Below are 19,294 nucleotides of genomic sequence, written 5' to 3' on the forward strand. Positions count from 1 at the left end.
ATGCGGTATTCGGATAAGTAGGCTGAAATTTTAGCAGATCGTTACAGTTGGTGAGAAAGCTAAGCAGGTCGCCCACCTATAATATTCCGCCTAGGCAATCAGCCTACAACAATAAACAGAAAACAAAAGGGAAAACATGGGCATGGTATTCTGCCGCGGTTGTGGCAAGGAAATTCACGAGACAGCACCAACTTGCCCGCATTGCGGCGCGCCGCAACATGCCAGCGCCGCCTCCGGTCCGCGTTCGGATAAGGATTACGTCGTCACCGTGCTGCTGTGCTTCTTCCTGGGCTTTTTGGGCGTGCACCGCTTCTACGTCGGCAAGATCGGCACCGGCCTGTTAATGTTGTTCACATTCGGCGGCTTCGGCATCTGGGCGCTGATCGATTTTATTATGGTCGTTCTCGGTAGCTTCACCGACAGCGACGGCCTCAAAATCAGCAACCGCTAAGCGCGTTTTTGTCTTTCCTCCGGATTTCTGGCACCATAGCCCGGTTTACACCGCCGCCGTGCCAGAAATCCCGCCATGCCCTTCTCCATCGCCACACCCGTTCACCACGAATTGGTGATTAAGAAAAGCCGTTTTATTGCCTGCGTTCAGCCGATGACGGACCGGAGCGCCGCGCAAAAAGTGGTGGCTGAATTATGGGCGCAACATCCTGGCGCCGCCCACGTATGCTGGGCATTATTAGCAGGCGGTCAATCGGCCGCGGTCGATGACGGCGAACCGAGTGGAACCGCCGGCCGTCCCATGCTTGATGTATTACGCCATCAGGATCTGGAAGGCGTATTAGCCACGGTAGTCCGTTATTTTGGCGGCGTTAAATTGGGCGCCGGTGGACTGGTGCGCGCTTATACCGACAGCGTGGCCCAGGCATTATTAAAATCCGAGAAAATCGCGATTATCAAGCTGCATTATCTGATCTGCACCGCACCGTATGCGATGGAAGGCACGATACGCCGGGAAATTGAACTGGCCGGCGCCAGTCTCGATAATGTCGCGCATTCCGACCACGTGCAATTTGAATTCAGCCTCCCCGACAGCGCAGCCGCGCCATTAGTCAGCCGATTGAATGAGGCCGGCCATGGCCGCATTCAATGGATCACCCCCGACGACGAATGACGCGATTGGCGGCCATTGCCGCCGTTCGCCCTTCACAAGCTGTTTTTTGGTATATTCGCGCCAATATTTGGCATGGCTTCCCTCTGGGCGCCGATCCAGGTGGCTTTGTGCCACAGCGTTTCAAGCGGTCCCTGCTTGTGCCGGCGCAGCCACCAGACGCTGAACTGCCGTTGCAGCACCGCCAGCGTCAGTCCGATCGCCAGCGCGAAGCTGGCGCCGGTATATTGATACAGCCCCAGGCCGAAGCCATAATAAATCGACGTGCCGACAATGGATTGCACCACATAGCTGGTCAAACTCATGCGGCCCAATGGCGAGAATATACCCAGCCAATTGCCCGCATAAGACAGCAGCGTAAAACTCGATACCAGCACCGCCATGAACGCCACGTTCGACCATGAAGTCACGATCACCAATAATGGCCGGCGCACCGCCGCGCCGATATGCCACAGGTCGGGATTACTTTTCAACAGATACAGCGGAATAAACGCCAGGATGGCAATCAGCAGGGTTTTACGCCAGAACGTCTTATTCGGAATCGATGGAATAAACAGCCCTTTTCTACCAGCCAGCATACCCAACATGAATAATGCCGGAATCTGGAATATGCGGCCGTTTTCCCAGCTCCAGCGTATTACTCCAATTTTGCCGTTGCTTAAATTCCCCATCCAGACATCAAATGCGGACCCATGCGCCATGTATTTTTCAGCGCGGCCGAAATATGCCCAGGAAGCGGGATCCGCGAGTTTCTCATCAGGATTAGGCAACGCCTGATAGAATTCCACCCAGGCGTGCGGCAATAGCAATAACAATATCGCGATGCATAACACCACCCCGCTGCGCAAACGCGCCACAGGTATCAGCGCCAGCCCCAATACGGCATAAATACTGAGAATGTCGCCGTGATAAAACATCGAATTGAACAGGCCGAATCCCAGCAATAACACCATGCGCCAGGCAAAGCGGGCGCGGAAATCCTCGCCGCGCAATTCCCGGTTATGGTCCTGGATGTAGAACGTCAGGCCGAACAGCAGCGCGAAGATCGCGTACGACTTGCCACCGAACAGGAAGAACAGGCTGTCCCAGATCATCTTGTCCACCGACACCAGCCAGGCCGGCAATCCAGCGGGAAGGAAATAGAAATCGAAGTGCTCGATGTTATGCAGGAGCATGATCGAGACGATGGCGAAGCCGCGCAGGGCGTCGATCACATCCAGACGGGAAGAGTTGGCGCGCATGATGTTCCATCAACCTTGGCAAAGTGAATAGAATGCCAAGTGTAGAATGGAACCGCTCCCAACGGTGCGATTTTTCAGGCCCGGCGGGCAGCCGGAGCGCAATATCTGGCCACGGTGAGAACCATGTCCTCGAACTCGATCGGCTTGGCGATGAAGTCGTCGACGCCGGCGGCGCGGCATTCGTCGCGCTCGGCCTCCAGCACATTGGCGGTCAGCGCCAGGATCGGCAGGCTGCGGTAGCCCTGCGCGCGCAGCAGGCGCGTGGCCTCGTTGCCGTCCATGACCGGCATTTGCATATCCATCAACACGGCGTCGTAGAACGGGCCGTTCATCACCTGGTCCACGCCTTCGCGGCCGTTGTTGGCCACGTCCACCTCCGCGCCCTCCAGTTGCAGCAAGGCGCAGGCGACTTGCTGGTTGAGCGGGTTGTCCTCCACCAGCAGCAGCCTCAGCCCGGCCAGGCGCAGCCCCGCCGACGCTGCGGCCTCGGGCACGGCGGCAGGCGGCGCCGCGTCCACCGCGCCATCTTGCGGCGCGGCCCGTTGCAGCGCTTCGTACAACATGGCCGGCGTCAACGGCTTCATCAGCACCAGGTCCAGCACGCCCGGCTCCTGCTGCATGCGCTGATGCAGCCCATGCGTGGCCTCGGCCGCGGCCAGCGCGACGAACGGCGCCGCCGTCTGCCGGCGCAGGCGCAACACGCCGTCCCAGCTGTCCACGCCGTCGAACAGCAACAATTCATAGGCGGTCCCTGCGCGCAACAGGGGCAGCGCGCAGGGCAGGTCCGCGACCGAGTCGGCCTGGCCGCCGAAGCCGGCGATCATCGTCAGCAGCAGCTGCCGCGACTGTTCGCCGGCGCCGACCACCAGCACCTTCAATGGCAGCGCCGCGCGCGGCGCGCCCTGCTCTGCCCTGCCATACGACAGCGTGAACGAGAAGGTGCTGCCTTGGCCGGGCGCGCTCTCGACCTGCAGCTCGCCGCCCATCAGGCGCACCAGCCGCTGGCTGATGGCCAGGCCAAGGCCGGTGCCGCCAAAGCGCCGCGTGGTCGAGCTCTCGGCCTGCGTGAAGGAATCGAAAATGCTGCCCTGCTGCTCGGGCGCGATGCCGATGCCGGTGTCGCGCACGGAAAATTGCAGCCGTACGTGCTCGTCATCGCCGTCCAGCAGGCGCACGCTCACCACCACCGAACCGCGCTCGGTGAACTTGACCGCGTTGCCGGCCAAATTCACCAGCACCTGGTTGAGCCGCAGCGCGTCGCCCAGCACGTCGGTCGGCAGCGCCGGGTCGAGGTCGAACAGCACTTCGACCGGCTTGTCCTGCACGCTCGCGCCCAGGATCAGCGCCAGGTTGCGCAGTATCTGCTCCAGGTTGAACGGCACCCGTTCCAGCACCAGGTTGCCCGTCTCGACCTTGGAAAAATCCAGGATGTCGTTGAGGATGCCCAGCAGCGAATGGGCCGCCGCGTAGGTCTTGTCGACATAGTCGCGCTGCTGCGGGCTCAGCTCCGTCAGGCGCAGTAGGTGCTGCATGCCGAGGATGCCGTTCATCGGCGTGCGGATCTCGTGGCTCATGGTGGCCAGGAACTGGCTCTTGACGCGCGTGGCGGTCTCGGCCCGGTTGCGCTCGACCAGCACCGCGTCGCGCTCGCGCGACAGCTCCTCGGTGCGCTCGCGCACGCGCGCCTCCAGCGTCTCGTGCCCCTGCCGGATCACCTGCGACATGTGGTTGAAGGCGCGCGTGGCCTGGGCGATCTCGTCGTTGCCCACCACCTCCAGCTGGCCGCCCAGCTGACCGGCCGCGATCATCTGCGCGCCGTGCGTGAACTGCGCGATCTGGCGGATCAGGTAGCGTCCCAGCAGCAGCGAAAACAAGGCCACCATCGCCATCTCCAGCGCGGCCAGGCCCAGGCTCCAGCGCTGGGCCGCCGCCAGCGTCCGCTCCAGGCTGGCGACATCGAGCCCGATCCGCACGCTGCCGTAGGTGACGCCCGCCACCGCCACCGGGCTGCTGATGGCGAACATGCCGTCGGCCGCCTCGGACAGCGACGCGTGCGGCACGAAGGGCTTGGCCAGCGCCTCCGGCCGGCCCGCCTCCACCAGCACGCGCTGGTCGGCGTCGAGCACCTGCGCGTACAGCGTGCCCTCGGTGCCGCTGAGCTGGCGCGCGAACGATTGCAGGCCCTCCAGGTCGTGGCTGATCACGGCGTCGCGCGACATGGCGGCGAAGGTCTCGGCCGTCACGCGCGCGTGGCGCAGCACCTGCTGCTCGTTGGACTCGCGCAAAAAATGCAGCACGCTGCACACCAGCACGCCCAGCAACAGCAACTCGATCAGCGCGATGCCGAGGATGGTCTTGGCGCGAAAGCTCAGGGCCAGCCGCATGGCCTATTCCTGGATCCGGGCGTCGGCCGGCGAGATCGCCAGCCGGCGCACGTCGTCCCAGTCCTTGTCCTGGGCCGGCTCGAAGCCGTCGAAGCCGATCCCGGCCAGCAGCTTGAGCTGCGCCGCATCCAGGTTCATGCGCAGCATCGCCGCCAGCACGCGCTCGCGCACGGCCGGGTCCAGCTGCGGACGGGTGGCGATGGCGTGCGTGGTGAATGGCGGGCTGGTCCACAACACGCGCAGCTCGCGCGAGAGGCGGCGGTCCAGCAGGTCCAGCGTGCGCGGCACGGCGCCGCCGGCCGGATACAGGCCCTGCACCACGTCGCGGTACACCGAGTTGTGCGACTTGACGAAGGCGGCCTTGAACGGCACGCCCTGGCGCCGCAGCTCGGCCTGCACCAGCAGGGACGCGCCGAACGCGGCCGGCGACGGGAAGGCCAGCGTGGCGCCGGCCAGCTGCTTCAGGTCGCGCAGCGGGCTGTCCTTGCGCACCACCACCAGCGCCCGCAGACGCTCGCCCCTGGCGCGGGCCAGCGCGCGGTAGCCGGGCCTGGCGTTGTAGACCACGAAGTGATACGGGTTCATGTAGGCGAAATCGTATTCGCCTGCCGCCAGGCGGCGCTCGAAGGTGGGAACGTCCGGCGCGGTGGCAAAGCTGATCTTGACGCCGGCCTGCCCGGACAAGGCCATCAGCACCGGAGTCCAGTTGGCGGCCATCTGCGAGGGCGACTCCTGCGGCACCACACCGAAGGTGTAACTGGTCTGCTGCGCCGACACCGTACCGGTCAGCGCCAACATCAAGCAACCGGCACATAGCCAGCGGAGGAATCGATGGGCCATGGGTAGCGTATTTCGCAAGAAAGCGGGATTTTTGATCATAGCATGACGCCCCCGGCCCCGATGCAATTAATTGCTCTGGAATAAATCTTAATGTATATTAACGGCCCTCAACTTGACGCACGGCCGAACCGCCCAATCCCCGCGGTCGCCAGCCTTCCTGGCCATGCCCCCGCCAACGCGTCCAGCCCCGCCCAGCGGGGACGCACGTTTTCACAAAAAACGGAATAACAATATGAACCTCAAGAATCTCAAAGTCGGCACCCGGCTGGGGCTAGGCTTCGGCACCATCCTGCTGATGCTGACCATCGCCAGCGTGCAAAACATCGTCAGCCTCGGCACACTCAACGACGGCACCGACGCCATCGTCACCGAAAGCTACACCAAGGTCGCGCAGGCGCAGACCCTGATGAACCACAGCAACCGGATCGCCCGCGCGCTGCGCAACGCCCTGCTGATCCACGACGACGCCAAGGCCGCCAAGGAACTGGCGGTGATCGCCGACAAGCGCAAGGATGTCGAGGCCGTCACGCAGAAGCTGGCCGGCCTGGTCAAGTCCGAGACCGGACGCCAGATGCTGGCCGCGCTGCAGGCCGCGCGCACGCCCTACGAGGCCGCGCTTGACGAGGCGATGCGCAAGCGCAGCGCCGGCGACATCGACGGCGCGGTCGACTACATGCTGGGGCCGATGCGCGATCTGCAGACGGCCTATATGAACAGCCTCGACGCGCTGATCGCGCACCAGAGCGCGGTGATGGAAACCAGCCGCGTCAAGGCCGACGCCACCTACGTCCAGGCGCGCAACCTGGCCATCGTGATGGGCCTGCTGTCGCTGGCGGCGGGCGTGGCGGGCGCGGTGCTGATCTCGCGCCAGCTGCTGGGCCAGCTCGGCGGCGAGCCGGACTACGTGGCCGGCATCGCCAGCCAGATCGCGGCCGGCGACCTGGCCGTGCCCATCGCCACCCGCCAAGGCGACCAGCGCAGCCTGCTGTTCGCGATCGCGGCCATGCGCGACAGCCTGGCCAAGATCGTCGGCCAGGTGCGCGGCGGCGCAGATTCAATCGTCACGGCCGCCACGGAAATCGCCGCAGGCAACCTCGACCTGTCCTCGCGCACCGAGCAGCAGGCCGGCTCGCTGGAGGAAACCGCCTCGTCGATGGAGGAGCTGACCGCCACCGTCAAGCAGAACACCGAGAGCGCGCGCCAGGCCAACACGCTGGCCGCCGCCGCCTCGCAGACCGCGCTGGCCGGCGGCGCCGTGGTGGCCGACGTGGTCCACACCATGGGCGAGATCAACGACTCGGCCAAGAAGATTGTCGACATCATCAGCGTGATCGACGGCATCGCGTTCCAGACCAATATCCTGGCGCTGAACGCGGCGGTCGAGGCGGCGCGCGCCGGTGAACAGGGCCGTGGCTTCGCGGTCGTGGCCACCGAGGTGCGCACGCTGGCGCACCGCTCGGCGGCGGCGGCCAAGGAAATCAAGGCGCTGATCGACGACTCGGTCGGCAAGGTCGCCACCGGCACCGAGCTGGTCGGCGAAGCCGGCGCGACGATGGAGAAGATCGTCGCCGCCGTCAAATCCGTCACCGAGATCATGGGCGAGATCAGCATCGCCAGCCACGAGCAGGAAGCCGGCATCGAGCAGATCAACCAGGCCATCGCCGAGATGGACGCGGTGACGCAGCAGAACGCCGCGCTGGTCGAGCAGGCCGCCGCAGCGGCCGAGGCGCAGCAGGACCAGGCGCATCAACTGGTGCAGCTGGTGGGCGTGTTCAAGCTGGCCGCCGACCGCCGCGCGGCGCCGGTGTCCCGCCTGAATCCGCGCAAGCCGTCGCGGCTGGCGCTGGGCCACCGCGAGGCCGCCTGAGCGGAGGCGCGCTGGCGGACCGCGCGTCCGCCAGCTACAATCGGCCGATGAGCCAACTGTCTATCGACCTGTTGGAGCCCGCGGACTTCAACGACTTTCTCCGCTACCTCAACGATCACCTGTCCGACAACGGCCGGGGCGACACCGCCTACTTCCAGCCGCTGCCACGCGACGACTCGCGCTTCCCCGCCGACAAGGCCGACGCCTTCCAGGCCGGCATGCGCACGGCGCTGGACGCCCCCGGCTGGCGCCGCGTCTGGGTGGCGCGCGCGGACGACGGCCGCATCGCCGGCCACGTCGACCTGCGCGCCCATCCCGAACGCCACGCCCCCCACCGCTGCCTGCTGGGCATGGGCGTGGACCGCGCCTTCCGCCGGCTGGGCCTGGGCGGCCGCCTGATCGAACACGCGGCGCACTGGGCGCGCACGTCGGCCCGGCTGGACTGGATCGACCTGCAAGTGCTGTCCGTGAACACGCCGGCGATCGCACTGTACCGCCGCAACGGCTTCGAGCAAACCGGCGAAATCCCCGACCTGTTCCGCATCGACGGCCGGAGCCTGGCCTACACCAGCATGAGCAAGCGCCTTGACACAGTCAAATGAGAATGGTTATCATTCAAATATTTAACTGAGAAGCCTGCCGCCGCCAGCCACATTCTCGCTTTGATTGTGGGATACAAATGGAAAAGCATACCTTGGACCGGCTGGCGGTCCTGATGGGCCTGTCTGCCCCGCTGGCGGCGCAGGCGCAGATCGCGGCGGAGGCGGCCACAGCGGTCCTGCCGCGCATTGAAGTCCACGGCGAGAGCCTGGGCGCCACCACCGAAGGCACCGGCTCGTACACCACCGGCAAGGCCAGGACCGCCCTGCCCCTTGGCATGGCGCTGCGCGACACGCCGCAATCGGTCTCGGTGGTGACCCAGCAGCGCATCGAGGACCAGGGCCTGCTGACGGTGACCGACGTGGTCAACAACGTCACCGGCGTCTCGGTCAACCAATACGAAACCAACCGCGCCGGCTTCACCGCGCGCGGCTTCGACATCGACAACCTGCAGATCGACGGCATCCCCGCCACCTGGGACCAGGCATGGAGCTCGGGCGAGGTGCTTGGCAGCCTGGCCACCTACGACCGCGTCGAGGTGGTGCGCGGCGCCACCGGCCTGATGACGGGCGCCGGCAATCCGTCCGCCGCCATCAACCTGGTGCGCAAGCGCGCCAACAGCAAGGAGCTGACCGGCACGGCCGAGATCGGCATCGGCAGCTGGAACGAACGGCGCGCGATGGCCGACGTCTCCACCGCGCTGAACCAGGCCGGCAGCGTGCGCGCCCGCGTGGTCGGCGAGTACCAGGCCGGCGACAGCTGGATCCATCTGATGCGGAAGAACAGCCGCACCCTGTACGGCACGCTGGAGGCCGACTTGGGCCGCAAGACCGTGCTGTCGGCCGGCTACAGCTACCAGAAGACCGATCCCAAGGGCCCGATGTGGGGCGGCCTGCCCTACTGGTACAGCGACGGCGGCCTCACCGCCTGGGACCGTTCGAAAACCTCGGCCGCCGGCTGGACCCGCTGGGGCACGGAATACGGCAACTTCTTCGCCAACCTCGACCATGAACTCGACAACGGCTGGAAGCTGCGCGCCAGCTACAGCCACGGCGACCGCAAGGCCGACTCCCGGCTGCTCTACCTGTCCGGCATCCCCGACCGCGCGACCGGCGCCGGCATGGGCGCGTTCGCCGGCTCCTACCAGACCCACACCAAACAGGACGACTTCGGCCTGCACGCCAGCGGCCCGTTCGCGCTGGGCGGGCGCAAGCACGAGGCGGCGTTCGGCTACATGCATTCGAAGCAGCAGTTCAACGCCGACAGCCGCGCCGCCGACTACGGCCCCGGCGGCGTGCCGGACGTGGGCGACTTCAACCGCTGGAACGGCAGCTATCCCGAGCCGGCGTGGGGCCCCTCCACCTTCTACGAAAGCAGCGTCACCACGCAGCAGGCCGTCTACGGCGTGGCGCGCTTCTCGCTGGCCGATCCGCTCAAGCTGATCGCCGGCGCCCGCCTCGGCGACTACGACAAGACCGGCCACGGCCTGTATGCCGCGCCGTACCAGCTCAAGCACAACCGCCAGCTGACGCCATATGCCGGCCTGGTCTACGACATCAACGACAGCTACTCGGCCTACGCCAGCTACACCAGCATCTTCCAGCCGCAGAACCTGAAGGACTTCAGCGGCAAGACGCTGGATCCGATCGAAGGCAAGAGCGCCGAGGCCGGCGTCAAGGGCGAGTTCCTCGAAGGCCGCCTGAACGCCTCGTTCGCGCTGTTCCGCATCAAGCAGGACAAACTGGGCCAGGAAGCCGGCCTGGTCGACCGCGACGGCGCCGGACCGCTGGCGCCGGAGGCCTACTACCGCGCGGCGACGGGCGCCACCAGCCACGGCGTCGAGTTCGAGCTGGCGGGCCAGCTGGCCAAAGGCTGGAACGCCAGCCTCGGCTACACGCGCTTCCACGCGGAGGACGCGGCCGGCGCCGACATCAACAGCGTCTACCCGCGCAAGCTGCTGCGCCTGTTCACCACCTGGCAGTTGCCGGGCGACTGGAAGGCGGTGACGCTGGGCGGCGGCGTCAACTGGGAAGGCCGCGGCTACACGGCCGATCCGAACGCGCCCGCGCACAGCGGCGGCCGCATCGAGCAGCCGGCCTACAGCCTGGTCAACCTGATGGCGCGCTACGACATCAACCGCCAATGGTCGGCGCAGCTCAACGTCAACAACGCGCTGGACAAGCGCCACTTCGGCATGTTCGCCGCGTATGGCGCGATCACCTACGCGGCCCCGCGCAGCGCCGCGCTCAACCTCAGGTATCGCTTCTAGGGGTGTCCGTTTCCGGACGGTGTTGAACGAAGGCGGGCAAGCGCGCCCGCCGCGCGCGCCATGCCGAATCGCGCGCAAGCCTTGGTTTTGCTGGCTTTGCGGGCATCGGCGGCATGTGGCACGGCTATTGCAATAGAGAGCACTACTTTAGCTCACTATCGCATCCCATGGACCAGGCGCTCAACCCCGATATCCTTTCCCGCCGCAAGCGCAAGACCGCGCTGGTGGTGGCCGCCGTGCTGGCCACGCTGTGCGCGGCCGCGTGGGGCATCAACCGCGTGGTCAGCCCCAGCGTCGACGCCGGCAGCGTGGTGCTGGCCGAGGTCCATGTCGGCAATATCGCCAACACCATCAACGCTTCCGGCATCGTCATCCCGGTGCACGAGGAGCTGGTCTCCAGCCCGATCCAGACCCACGTGGCCAAGGTGCACGCCAAGCTGGGCCAGCAGGTCCAGGCCGGCGAGCTGCTGCTGGAGCTGGACAACCGCACCATCGTGCTGGCGATGGACAGCATCAAGGAACAACTGGCCCAGCAGGAAAACCGCATCCTCGCGCTGACGCTGGAACTGGCGCAGAAACGCAAGCAGATCGTCAGCGCCATCGAACTGCTGGAGCTGGACCTGCAGGCCACCCGCGTCAAGCTGGGCCGCTACCAGACGCTGCGCAAGGCCGGCGGCGTCTCGGCCGAGGATCTGCTGACCGCCGAGCTGAACGTCAAGCGCACCGAGATCCAGCTGCGCCAGCAGCACGAACAGATCGACGACAGCCAGCGCGTCACCTCCTCCAGCATCGAAGGCGCGCGGCTGCAAAAGAACATCCTGCAAAAACAGCTGCAGCAGCAACAGGAGCTGCTGGCGCAAACCCAGGTGCGCGCGCCGTTCGCCGGCATGCTGACCTGGCTGCTGGCCGACGAGGGCGCCAGCCTGGCCACCGGCCAGCTGGTGGCCAAGGTCTCGGAGCTGAGCAACTACAAGGTCGAGGCCTCGCTGTCGGACTTCCACGCGCGCGCGCTCAGCGCCGGCCAGGCGGTGCGCGTCGAGCAGGGCAATGTGCGGCTGGACGGCGTGGTGCAGACCATCCTGCCGGAAATCCAGAACGGCACCGTCAAGCTGCTGGTCACCCTCAACCAGCCCAACCACCCGATGCTGCGCAACAAGCTGCGGGTGGAGGTGAACATCGTCACCGAGCAGAAGCAGCGCACGCTGCTGGCCGACTACGGCCCGGCCTTCAACGGCCGCGGCCCGCAGGACATCTTCGTGGTGCGCGACGGCATGGCCCGCAAGACCACGCTCAACATCGGCGCCAGCGACGGCAAGGCCGTGGAGATTTTGTCCGGCGCCCGCGCCGGCGACCGCCTCATCATTTCAGACACCACCCGCTACAAGGACCGCGACAGCATCCGCGTCGCCCAATAACCCGCATCGAAAGGACCGCATCATGATCCGCCTGAGCAACGTCAGCAAAACCTACCAGACCGACAAGGTCGAAACCCTGGCCCTGAAGGACATCGACCTGCATGTCGAGAAGTCGGAATTCGTCTGCATCATGGGCCCCAGCGGTTGCGGCAAGAGCACGCTGCTGAACCTGATCGGCCTGCTGGACCGTCCAGGCAGCGGCGCCATCCACGTGGCCGGCGCGCCGGTGGCCTCGTACAAGGACAAGCACGTGGCCAAGCTGCGCAACAACACCTTCGGCTTCATCTTCCAGAGCTTTCACCTGATCAACGACCTGCGCGTGATCGACAACGTCGAGCTGCCGCTGCTGTACCGCGACCTGTCGGCCAAGAAGCGCCAGCGGCTGGCGCGCGAGGCGCTGGAAAAAGTCGGCCTCGGCGCGCGCATGGACCATTACCCCAACCAGCTGTCTGGCGGCCAGCAGCAGCGCGTGGCGATCGCCCGCGCCATCGTCGGCCAGCCGCAGGTGCTGCTGGCCGACGAGCCGACCGGCAACCTGGACAGCAAGATGGGCCAGGAGGTGATGGACATCCTGCTCAAGCTCAACAGCGAAGGCACGACCGTGGTGATGGTCACCCACGACGAGCAGGAAGCCAAGCGCGCCAGCCGCATCGTGCGCGTGTTCGACGGCCAGCTGGTCGCTTAAGTTTAAGGGGACGCCATGTTCAGGAATTATCTATTGACCGCGTGGAAGGTCTTCATGCGCCGCAAGCTGTTCACCGCCATCAACCTGCTGTGCATCGTGCTGACGCTGGTGGTGCTGCTGGTGGTCACGGCGCTGCTGCAGAACGCCTTCTTCCCCAGCGGCGTCGAGGGCAAGAGCGACCGCTTCGTGCAGGCCATCATGATCGAGGCCCGCCACACCGAGGGCAAGGGCGTGCGCCGCAGCCCGCTCGGCTTCAAGCTGATCGACAAGTACATCAAACCGCTGCCTGGCGTGGAGGCGGTATCGGCCACCACCATGCCGGAAACCGTGTCGGTGTACCAGGAGGGCCGCGTCAGCGAACTGCTGATGCGCCGCACCGATGCCGAATACTGGAAGATCCTCGACTTCAAGGTGCTGCAGGGCCGCGTGCCGGACCAGGCCGACCTCGACCAGGGCCGCTTCGTGGCGGTCGTCAACGCCAGCACCGCGCGCAAGCTGTTTCCCGGCCAGCCGGCGCTGGACCAGAAGATCAGCATCGGCGGCCAGTACTTCACCATCATCGGCGTGGTCGAGGACGCCATGCACCTGAACGCCTTCTCCGACATCTGGGCGCCCATCACCACCTTCCCGTCGACCGACTACCGCAACCAGATCTTCGGCAACTTCGCCGTCATGGTGTTGGCCCACTCGGCGGCCGACCTGCCGCGCATCCGGCGCGACATCGAGGCGGCCGCCAAGACCGTGGTGTTTGACGATCCCAAGGAATACAACATCGCCCGCGTCTGGGGCGACAGCAAGCTCGACCTGTTCGCCCGCATGCTGCTGCAACAGGAAGGCGCCGATTCCGGCGCCGGCAAGCTGCTGCTGGTGATCGGTGGCCTGATGCTGCTGTTCATGGCGCTGCCGGCGCTCAACCTGGTCAACCTGAACACCGGCCGCATCCTGGAGCGCAGCAGCGAGATCGGCGTGCGCAAGGCCTTCGGCGCCACCAGCGCCCACCTGGTGCGCCAGCTGGTGCTGGAGAACGTGCTGCTGTGCCTGGCCGGAGGCCTGATCGGCCTGGCCTGCGCGCGGGTGGTGCTGTGGTGGCTGGAAGGCTCGGGCCTGATCCCCTACCTGCATGTGGAACTGAACCTGGCCGTGTTCGGCATGGGCCTGCTGCTGGCGACCGTGTTCGGCCTGCTGTCGGGCGTGCTGCCGGCCTGGAAGATGTCCCGCCTCGACCCCGTCCACGCCCTGAAAGGAGCCGCATGATGCTGCGCCACTTATTGAAACTGATCTGGAAACGCAAGTCGCGCAATATGATGCTGTCGCTGGAAATCCTGCTGGCCTTCGTGGTGGTGTTCGCCATTGCCGCGTTCGCGCTGCGCAGCTACCAGCTGTACCGGATGCCGACCGGCTTCAGCTACCAGGACGTGTGGTCGGCCTCGCTCAACGCCCGCAACGAGGGCGGCATCGAGGCCGATCCGCTGATCTACGATAAATTCCGCCAGAGCCTGAAGGCGCTGCCGGAAGTGCAGGAAGTCGGCTTCAGCAGCTTCCCGGTCTACCAGTCGTCGAACTGGATCAGCGAATTCACGCTGCGCGAAGGCAAGCGCAAGTTCGTCTCCAACCTGTTCCAGATCAGCGATGAATTCCCCGCCGTGGTCGGCATGACGCTGGCCGAGGGCCGCTGGTTCTCCCAGGCCGACGACGGCGCGGCCGAGCGGCCGGTGGTCATCAACCGCCGGCTGGCGCAGAAGCTGTTCGACGGCAAGCAGGCGCTGGGCCAGGTGTTCACCGAGGATGAGGACGATCCGAAGAAAGCGCTCAAGCAGTTCAAGGTGGTCGGCATCGTCGAGGAGTTCCGCAGCCAGGGCGAGTTCATGTCGCCGCCTAACTTCATGCTGGTGCGCCACCAGACGGGCGCCGGCGAAGGCGGGCTGGAGGCGATCCAGCTCAAGGTGCGCCCCGGCACGCCGCGCACCTTCGAGGCGGCGCTCAACCGCCAGCTCAAGCTGGTGCGCAACGACTGGAGCTACACCATTTCGCCGGTGGCCGACATGCGCACCTCGATGATCAAGACCCAGACCATACCGCTGACGGTGCTGGCGGTGATCGCTGCCTTCCTGCTGGTGATGGTGGCGTTCGGCCTGTTCGGCGTGCTGTGGCAGAACACCACCCAGCGCATTCCGGAGATCGGCCTACGGCGCGCGATCGGCGCCGATTCCGGCCACATCTACAGCCAGATCATCGTCGAGCAGATGCTGCTCAGTTCGGGCGCCATGGCCATCGCGCTGCTGTTGCTGGTGCAGCTGCCGCTGACCGGCGCGCTGGGCGACAGCCTGAACTGGACGGTGTTTTTGACGGCGGCGGCGCTATCGGCCGGCGTGATCTATCTGCTATCCTTGCTGTGTTCGCTCTATCCGGGCTGGCGCGCTGCGCGCCTGAGCCCGACCCAGGCGCTGCACTATGAATAGGCCAGTTTGAATTGATGGAATCAACCCGCAAACCACGCATCCTGATCGTCGACGACGACAGCGCGGTACAGGTGTCGCTGGCGCTGCTGCTCAAGCAGTCCGGTTTCGACACCGTGTGCTGCGACGACCCGCGCCAGGCGCTGGAGCAGCTGGCGCGCCAGCCGGCCGACCTGGTGCTGCAGGACATGAACTTCTCGCTGCGCACCAGCGGCGAGGAAGGCTTGCAGCTGCTGGCTGACATCAAACAGCTGCAACCGGCGCCGCCGGTGCTGCTGATGACCGCCTGGGGCTCGATCGCGCTGGCGGTCAAGGGCGTACAAGCCGGCGCCGCCAACTTCTTCACCAAGCCGTGGGACAACGCCCAGCTGATGGAGCTGATCCGCACCACGCTCGACACCGCCGCGCCCGCCCCGGCCGGCTGTCCGACGCGCGCCGCGCTCGACGCCCAGTTCGATTTCAGCGGCATCGTCGGCGAGCATCCCCGGCTGCTGAAGGTGCTGGCCACCGTCGGCCAGGTGGCGGCCACGCGGGCGCCAGTGCTGATCCTCGGCGAAAGCGGCTGCGGCAAGGAGCTGATCGCCGACGCCCTGCACCGCAACAGCCCGCGCGCGGCGCAGGCCATCGTCAAGATCAACATGGGGGCGATCACGCCATCGCTGTTCGAAAGCGAAATGTTCGGCCACGTGCGCGGCGCCTTCACCGACGCCAGGACCGACCGCAAGGGCCACATCGCCAGCGCGCACGAGGGCACGCTGTTCCTCGACGAGATCGGCGAGCTGAACCGCTCGGACCAGGTCAAGCTGCTGCGCGTGCTGCAGGACCAGACCTACCAGGCGGTGGGCGCCAGCCGCACCGAGCGGGCCGACATCCGCGTGGTGTCGGCCACCAACCGCGAGCTGGCCGAGCTGGTGGCGGCCGGCGAGTTCCGCGAGGACCTGTTCTACCGGCTCAACCTGATCACCATCCGCCTGCCGCCGCTGCGCGAACGCCGCAGCGACATCCCGCTGCTGGCGCGCCACATCATCGGCCAGGTGTCGGCCAGCTACGGGTTGGGGCCGGCCACCATCGCGCCGGCCGCGCTGGAGTGGCTGAGCGCGCAACCGTGGCCGGGCAATATCCGCCAGCTCAAGCAGACGCTGGAGCGCACCCTGCTGTTGGTAGGCAAGAGCGAACTGAAGCAGGCTGACTTCATCGCCACCGAGCAGCACGAGCACGGCGGCGCGCTGGGCGGCCAGCGGCTGGGCGTGGATGGCATGACGCTGGAGCAGGTCGAGCGCCACATGATCGCCAAGGCGCTGGAGCAGCACCAGGGCAATATCTCGCGCGTGGCCAAGGCGCTGGGCCTGAGCCGCACCGCGCTGTACCGGCGGCTGGAGCGGCACGGCCTGGGCGGCGGCGTCGCGCCCGAGGCCGCCCACGAAGCGCGTCCATGAGCCTGCGCCACCAGCTGTATGGCTACCTGACAGTCGCCCACCTGCTGTTTTTGGGGCTGACCATCACCCTGTTCAAGCAGGCACCATTGCTGATGCTGGGTCTGGAGGCCGCGGTGCTGCTGAGCTTTGCGCTGGGTGTGCGGCTGATCCGGCGCGCGCTGGAGCCACTCAGCTACACCCGCCACTTCCACGACCTGCTGCAGGACCAGCACTACGCGGCGCGCCTGCAGCAGAGCGGCGATCCGCAACTGAACGAACTGGTCCAGCTGTTCAACACCATGCTGGGCGCGCTGTACCAGGAGCGTTTGCAGCTGGGCGAACAGCAAGGCTTCCTCGACCGGCTGCTGGAAGCGACGCCGAGCGCGGTCATCGTGTTCGACTTCGACGGACGCATCAGCCTGCTCAACGCCAGCGCGCAGGCGCTGCTCAAGCGCGACGACGCCAAGGGCCAGCCGCTGTCGGCCTGCCTGCCGGCCGACGGCGGCGACTACCCCGGCCTGCTGGCCCAGCTCGACGCGCTGCCACTGGGTGAAAGCCAGCTGCTGACCGACACCGACGGCCGCCGCTACCGTGGCCAGCGCGGCCGCTTCTACGACCGCGGCTTCGCGCGCCACTTCCTGCTGGTCGAGGAGCTCACGGCCGAGCTGGAGAGTTCGGAAAAAGCCGCCTACGACAAGCTGATCCGCGTACTGGCGCACGAGGTCAACAACACCGTGGCGGCCACCGGCTCGGTGCTGGACTCGCTGCTGTACTACCGCAGCCAGCTGGCCGAGCGCGACGGCGAAGACTTCAGCACCGCCATCGTCGCCGTCAAGCGGCGCAACGTCAGCCTGGGCGAGTTCATCGAACGGTTCACGCGGGTGGTCAAGATGCCGGCGCCGGAGCTGCGGCCCAACGCCGTGCGCGACGTCATGGACGACATACTTTATTTGTATCGCGAGCCCTGCCGCAGCCGCGGCATCCACATCGGCTGGCAGCGCTGCGACGACGTGCCCGCCATCGCGCTGGACCGGCACCTGATGGAGCAAGCGCTGCTTAATGTGGTCAAGAACGCGATGGAAGCGGTGGAAGCCGGCGCGGCCGAAGACAAGCGCATCGACCTGGTGCTGGCGGCCGAGGACGGTGGCGTGCGTCTCTCGGTGATCGACTCCGGCGACCTGCTGGGCGACGTCCCGGCGCGGCAATTGTTCACGCCCTTCTTCACCACAAAAAAAGGGGGCCAAGGCATAGGCCTGCTGTTCGTGCGCGAAGTACTGAACCGACACGGCTTCAGCTACCGCCTGGCCGCCACCGGCCAAGGCACAACCCGCTTCGACATCTGGCTCCAACCCGGGGGTCAAGTCTGACATTCGGACACGAGCTCCGCCGTAAAGCGTTGGGGTCAAGTCTGGCATTCGGACACGAGCTCTGCCGTAGCGCCCGCTACCGCAGAGGCCGTGTCCGAATGCCAGACTTGACCCCAACATCGTTTGGCGCATATGGTTATCGCCAAAAATTCGTTCGGGCGCCCCAATCGCATATAAAATGGCCGCTTCTTTAGCGGCCTCGGCCACATTCCTTCTCGCAGCAAAGGGCAGCCCATGACGATCAATGTAATTCTCAATCTGCTGGCGGCACTGGTCCTGCTCGGCGTGCTGTACGCGCAGCAGCGCAGGCATGCGTCGTTCTCGGTGCGGGTGTTCACCGGCATGGGCCTGGGCGTGCTGCTGGGCGCGGCGCTGCAGGCGCTGTACGGCGCCACCTCCCCCGCCCTGCAAACCACCGGCGATTATCTCGACATCGTCGGCTCCGGCTACGTCAAGCTGCTGCAGATGATCGTCATGCCGCTGATTATGGTGTCCATCATTTCCGCCATCCTCAAGCTCAAGGGCATCAACTCGCTGGGCAAGATCAGCGCGCTGACCATCGGTATATTGATGCTGACCACCCTGATCGCAGCCGGCCTCGGCATCCTGATGGCCAAGGTGTTCCACCTGAGCGCGGTCGGCCTGACCGCCTCCGCCGCCGACGTCGCCCGTGGCGTCTACCTGCAGGGCAAGGTCGAGGCGGCCCAGGCGATCTCGCTGCCGAGCATGCTGCTGAGCTTCATCCCCGCCAATCCCTTCCTCGACATGACCGGCGGCCGCAAGACCTCGACCATCGCGGTGGTGATCTTCTCGGTGTTCATCGGCATCGCCGCCACCGGCATCCACGACAAGAAGCCGGACGTGTTCGCCTCGTTCGAGCGCTTCATCCACGTCGCCCACGCCATCGTCATGCGCATCGTCACGCTGGTGCTGCGCCTGACGCCGTACGGCGTGTTCGCGCTGATGGCGCAGGTGGTGTCGACCTCCAGCTACACCGACATCCTGCACCTGATCGACTTCGTGCTGGCCTCGTACAGCGCGCTGATCCTGATGTTCTGCGTGCACCTGGCGATCGTCTCCGGCGCCGGCCTCAACCCGGCGCGCTACGTGAAGAAAATCCTGCCGGTGCTGACCTTCGCCTTCACCTCGCGCAGCAGCGCCGGCGCCATTCCGATGAGCGTGCAGACCCAGACGCTGCGCCTGGGCACCTCGGAAGGCATCGCCAACTTCGCCGCCTCGTTCGGCGCCACCATCGGCCAGAACGGCTGCGCCGGCATCTACCCTGCCATGCTGGCGGTGATGATCGCGCCCACCGTCGGCATCGATCCGTTCACGGTAAGCTTCATCGCGCCGCTGCTGGCCATCATCACCATCGGCTCGGTGGGCGTGGCCGGCGTGGGCGGCGGCGCCACCTTCGCCGCGCTGATCGTGCTGTCGTCGATGAACCTGCCGGTGGCGCTGGCCGGCCTGCTGATCTCGATCGAACCGCTGATCGACATGGGCCGCACCGCGCTCAACGTCAGCGGCTCGATCGCGGCCGGCACCGTCACCAGCCGGGTGCTGGGCGAGACCGACCTGCGCGTGTTCGCCAGCGACGCCGAGCTGCCGGTCGACAGCGACCGCAAGGCCGCCTGA

The 19,294-nt window shown here is 66.0% G+C and carries 15 protein-coding genes; 12 read left to right on the forward strand and 3 right to left on the reverse strand.

Features of this window, described 5'->3' with window-relative positions; translation table 11 throughout:
• Positions 1 to 136 precede the first annotated feature (136 nt).
• Together ACUJB0_RS28335 and ACUJB0_RS28340 are read left to right on the forward strand one after the other, a co-directional pair.
• On the forward strand, positions 137 to 451 hold the full coding sequence (locus tag ACUJB0_RS28335; RefSeq protein WP_444848167.1) for an NINE protein: 315 nt from the start codon (positions 137 to 139) through the stop codon (positions 449 to 451).
• Between the two features lie 75 nt (positions 452 to 526).
• On the forward strand, positions 527 to 1,123 hold the full coding sequence (locus tag ACUJB0_RS28340) for an IMPACT family protein (protein WP_444848168.1): 597 nt from the start codon (positions 527 to 529) through the stop codon (positions 1,121 to 1,123).
• A 32-nt stretch (positions 1,124 to 1,155) separates the two neighbouring features.
• Here ACUJB0_RS28340 and ACUJB0_RS28345 read toward each other — a convergent pair whose 3' ends face one another.
• From ACUJB0_RS28345 to ACUJB0_RS28355, 3 genes are all read right to left on the reverse strand, one after another.
• On the reverse strand, positions 1,156 to 2,361 hold the full coding sequence (locus ACUJB0_RS28345) for a DUF418 domain-containing protein (protein WP_444848169.1): 1,206 nt from the start codon (positions 2,359 to 2,361) through the stop codon (positions 1,156 to 1,158).
• Positions 2,362 to 2,435: 74 nt separating this feature from the next.
• Entirely contained in the window at positions 2,436 to 4,745 is a 2,310-nt protein-coding gene (locus tag ACUJB0_RS28350) for a hybrid sensor histidine kinase/response regulator (RefSeq protein WP_444848170.1), read from the reverse strand.
• 3 nt (positions 4,746 to 4,748) lie between these two features.
• Positions 4,749 to 5,543: a phosphate/phosphite/phosphonate ABC transporter substrate-binding protein gene (locus tag ACUJB0_RS28355; RefSeq protein ID WP_444848171.1), complete on the reverse strand. Its 795-nt coding sequence runs from the start codon at positions 5,541 to 5,543 to the stop codon at positions 4,749 to 4,751.
• Between the two features lie 274 nt (positions 5,544 to 5,817).
• On the opposite strand from ACUJB0_RS28355, the gene ACUJB0_RS28360 reads away from it, so the two are divergent.
• The 10 genes from ACUJB0_RS28360 (at position 5,818) to ACUJB0_RS28405 (ending at position 19,294) form a co-directional block, all read left to right on the forward strand.
• The gene (locus ACUJB0_RS28360) at positions 5,818 to 7,452 is read left to right on the forward strand and encodes a methyl-accepting chemotaxis protein (RefSeq protein ID WP_444848172.1); all 1,635 of its coding nucleotides are present in this window, start codon (positions 5,818 to 5,820) and stop codon (positions 7,450 to 7,452) included.
• Between the two features lie 47 nt (positions 7,453 to 7,499).
• Positions 7,500 to 8,054: a GNAT family N-acetyltransferase gene (locus ACUJB0_RS28365; protein ID WP_444848173.1), complete on the forward strand. Its 555-nt coding sequence runs from the start codon at positions 7,500 to 7,502 to the stop codon at positions 8,052 to 8,054.
• A gap of 77 nt (positions 8,055 to 8,131) precedes the next feature.
• Positions 8,132 to 10,321, forward strand: a complete 2,190-nt coding sequence (locus tag ACUJB0_RS28370; RefSeq protein WP_444848174.1) for a TonB-dependent siderophore receptor — start codon at positions 8,132 to 8,134, stop codon at positions 10,319 to 10,321.
• Between the two features lie 167 nt (positions 10,322 to 10,488).
• Positions 10,489 to 11,736 (forward strand): efflux RND transporter periplasmic adaptor subunit, encoded by a 1,248-nt coding sequence (locus ACUJB0_RS28375; RefSeq protein ID WP_444848175.1) that lies wholly within the window; start codon positions 10,489 to 10,491, stop codon positions 11,734 to 11,736.
• A 22-nt stretch (positions 11,737 to 11,758) separates the two neighbouring features.
• Positions 11,759 to 12,421, forward strand: coding sequence for an ABC transporter ATP-binding protein (locus tag ACUJB0_RS28380; protein ID WP_444848176.1), 663 nt, complete (start codon positions 11,759 to 11,761; stop codon positions 12,419 to 12,421).
• 15 nt (positions 12,422 to 12,436) lie between these two features.
• On the forward strand, positions 12,437 to 13,675 hold the full coding sequence (locus ACUJB0_RS28385) for an ABC transporter permease (protein ID WP_444848177.1): 1,239 nt from the start codon (positions 12,437 to 12,439) through the stop codon (positions 13,673 to 13,675).
• A complete protein-coding gene (locus ACUJB0_RS28390; RefSeq protein WP_444848178.1) occupies positions 13,672 to 14,880 on the forward strand; it encodes an ABC transporter permease in 1,209 nt (402 codons plus the stop codon). The genes ACUJB0_RS28385 and ACUJB0_RS28390 overlap by 4 nt, the downstream gene beginning before the upstream one ends.
• 14 nt (positions 14,881 to 14,894) lie before the next feature.
• Positions 14,895 to 16,313 carry a sigma-54-dependent transcriptional regulator gene (locus ACUJB0_RS28395; RefSeq protein WP_444848179.1) on the forward strand — a complete coding sequence of 473 codons (1,419 nt, stop codon included), beginning with the start codon at positions 14,895 to 14,897 and terminating at the stop codon, positions 16,311 to 16,313.
• The gene (locus ACUJB0_RS28400; RefSeq protein ID WP_444848180.1) at positions 16,310 to 17,659 is read left to right on the forward strand and encodes a sensor histidine kinase; all 1,350 of its coding nucleotides are present in this window, start codon (positions 16,310 to 16,312) and stop codon (positions 17,657 to 17,659) included. The genes ACUJB0_RS28395 and ACUJB0_RS28400 overlap by 4 nt, the downstream gene beginning before the upstream one ends.
• Before the next feature lie 234 nt (positions 17,660 to 17,893).
• Positions 17,894 to 19,294, forward strand: coding sequence for an L-cystine transporter (locus ACUJB0_RS28405; protein ID WP_444848181.1), 1,401 nt, complete (start codon positions 17,894 to 17,896; stop codon positions 19,292 to 19,294).

It is taken from the genome of Duganella caerulea (genome assembly GCF_040362985.1).
Classification (GTDB): domain Bacteria; phylum Pseudomonadota; class Gammaproteobacteria; order Burkholderiales; family Burkholderiaceae_D; genus Rugamonas; species Rugamonas vulcania.

Bases quoted from the DNA above. Each gene is read 5' to 3' on its own strand.
- ACUJB0_RS28335 (WP_444848167.1), top strand. From the start codon at position 137: ATGGGCATGGTATTCTGCCGCGGTTGTGGCAAGGAAATTCACGAGACA.
- ACUJB0_RS28340 (WP_444848168.1), top strand. From the start codon at position 527: ATGCCCTTCTCCATCGCCACACCCGTTCACCACGAATTGGTGATTAAG.
- ACUJB0_RS28345 (WP_444848169.1), bottom strand. From the start codon at position 2,361: ATGCGCGCCAACTCTTCCCGTCTGGATGTGATCGACGCCCTGCGCGGC.
- ACUJB0_RS28350 (WP_444848170.1), bottom strand. From the start codon at position 4,745: ATGCGGCTGGCCCTGAGCTTTCGCGCCAAGACCATCCTCGGCATCGCG.
- ACUJB0_RS28355 (WP_444848171.1), bottom strand. From the start codon at position 5,543: ATGTTGGCGCTGACCGGTACGGTGTCGGCGCAGCAGACCAGTTACACC.
- ACUJB0_RS28360 (WP_444848172.1), top strand. From the start codon at position 5,818: ATGAACCTCAAGAATCTCAAAGTCGGCACCCGGCTGGGGCTAGGCTTC.
- ACUJB0_RS28365 (WP_444848173.1), top strand. From the start codon at position 7,500: ATGAGCCAACTGTCTATCGACCTGTTGGAGCCCGCGGACTTCAACGAC.
- ACUJB0_RS28370 (WP_444848174.1), top strand. From the start codon at position 8,132: ATGGAAAAGCATACCTTGGACCGGCTGGCGGTCCTGATGGGCCTGTCT.
- ACUJB0_RS28375 (WP_444848175.1), top strand. From the start codon at position 10,489: ATGGACCAGGCGCTCAACCCCGATATCCTTTCCCGCCGCAAGCGCAAG.
- ACUJB0_RS28380 (WP_444848176.1), top strand. From the start codon at position 11,759: ATGATCCGCCTGAGCAACGTCAGCAAAACCTACCAGACCGACAAGGTC.
- ACUJB0_RS28385 (WP_444848177.1), top strand. From the start codon at position 12,437: ATGTTCAGGAATTATCTATTGACCGCGTGGAAGGTCTTCATGCGCCGC.
- ACUJB0_RS28390 (WP_444848178.1), top strand. From the start codon at position 13,672: ATGATGCTGCGCCACTTATTGAAACTGATCTGGAAACGCAAGTCGCGC.
- ACUJB0_RS28395 (WP_444848179.1), top strand. From the start codon at position 14,895: ATGGAATCAACCCGCAAACCACGCATCCTGATCGTCGACGACGACAGC.
- ACUJB0_RS28400 (WP_444848180.1), top strand. From the start codon at position 16,310: ATGAGCCTGCGCCACCAGCTGTATGGCTACCTGACAGTCGCCCACCTG.
- ACUJB0_RS28405 (WP_444848181.1), top strand. From the start codon at position 17,894: ATGACGATCAATGTAATTCTCAATCTGCTGGCGGCACTGGTCCTGCTC.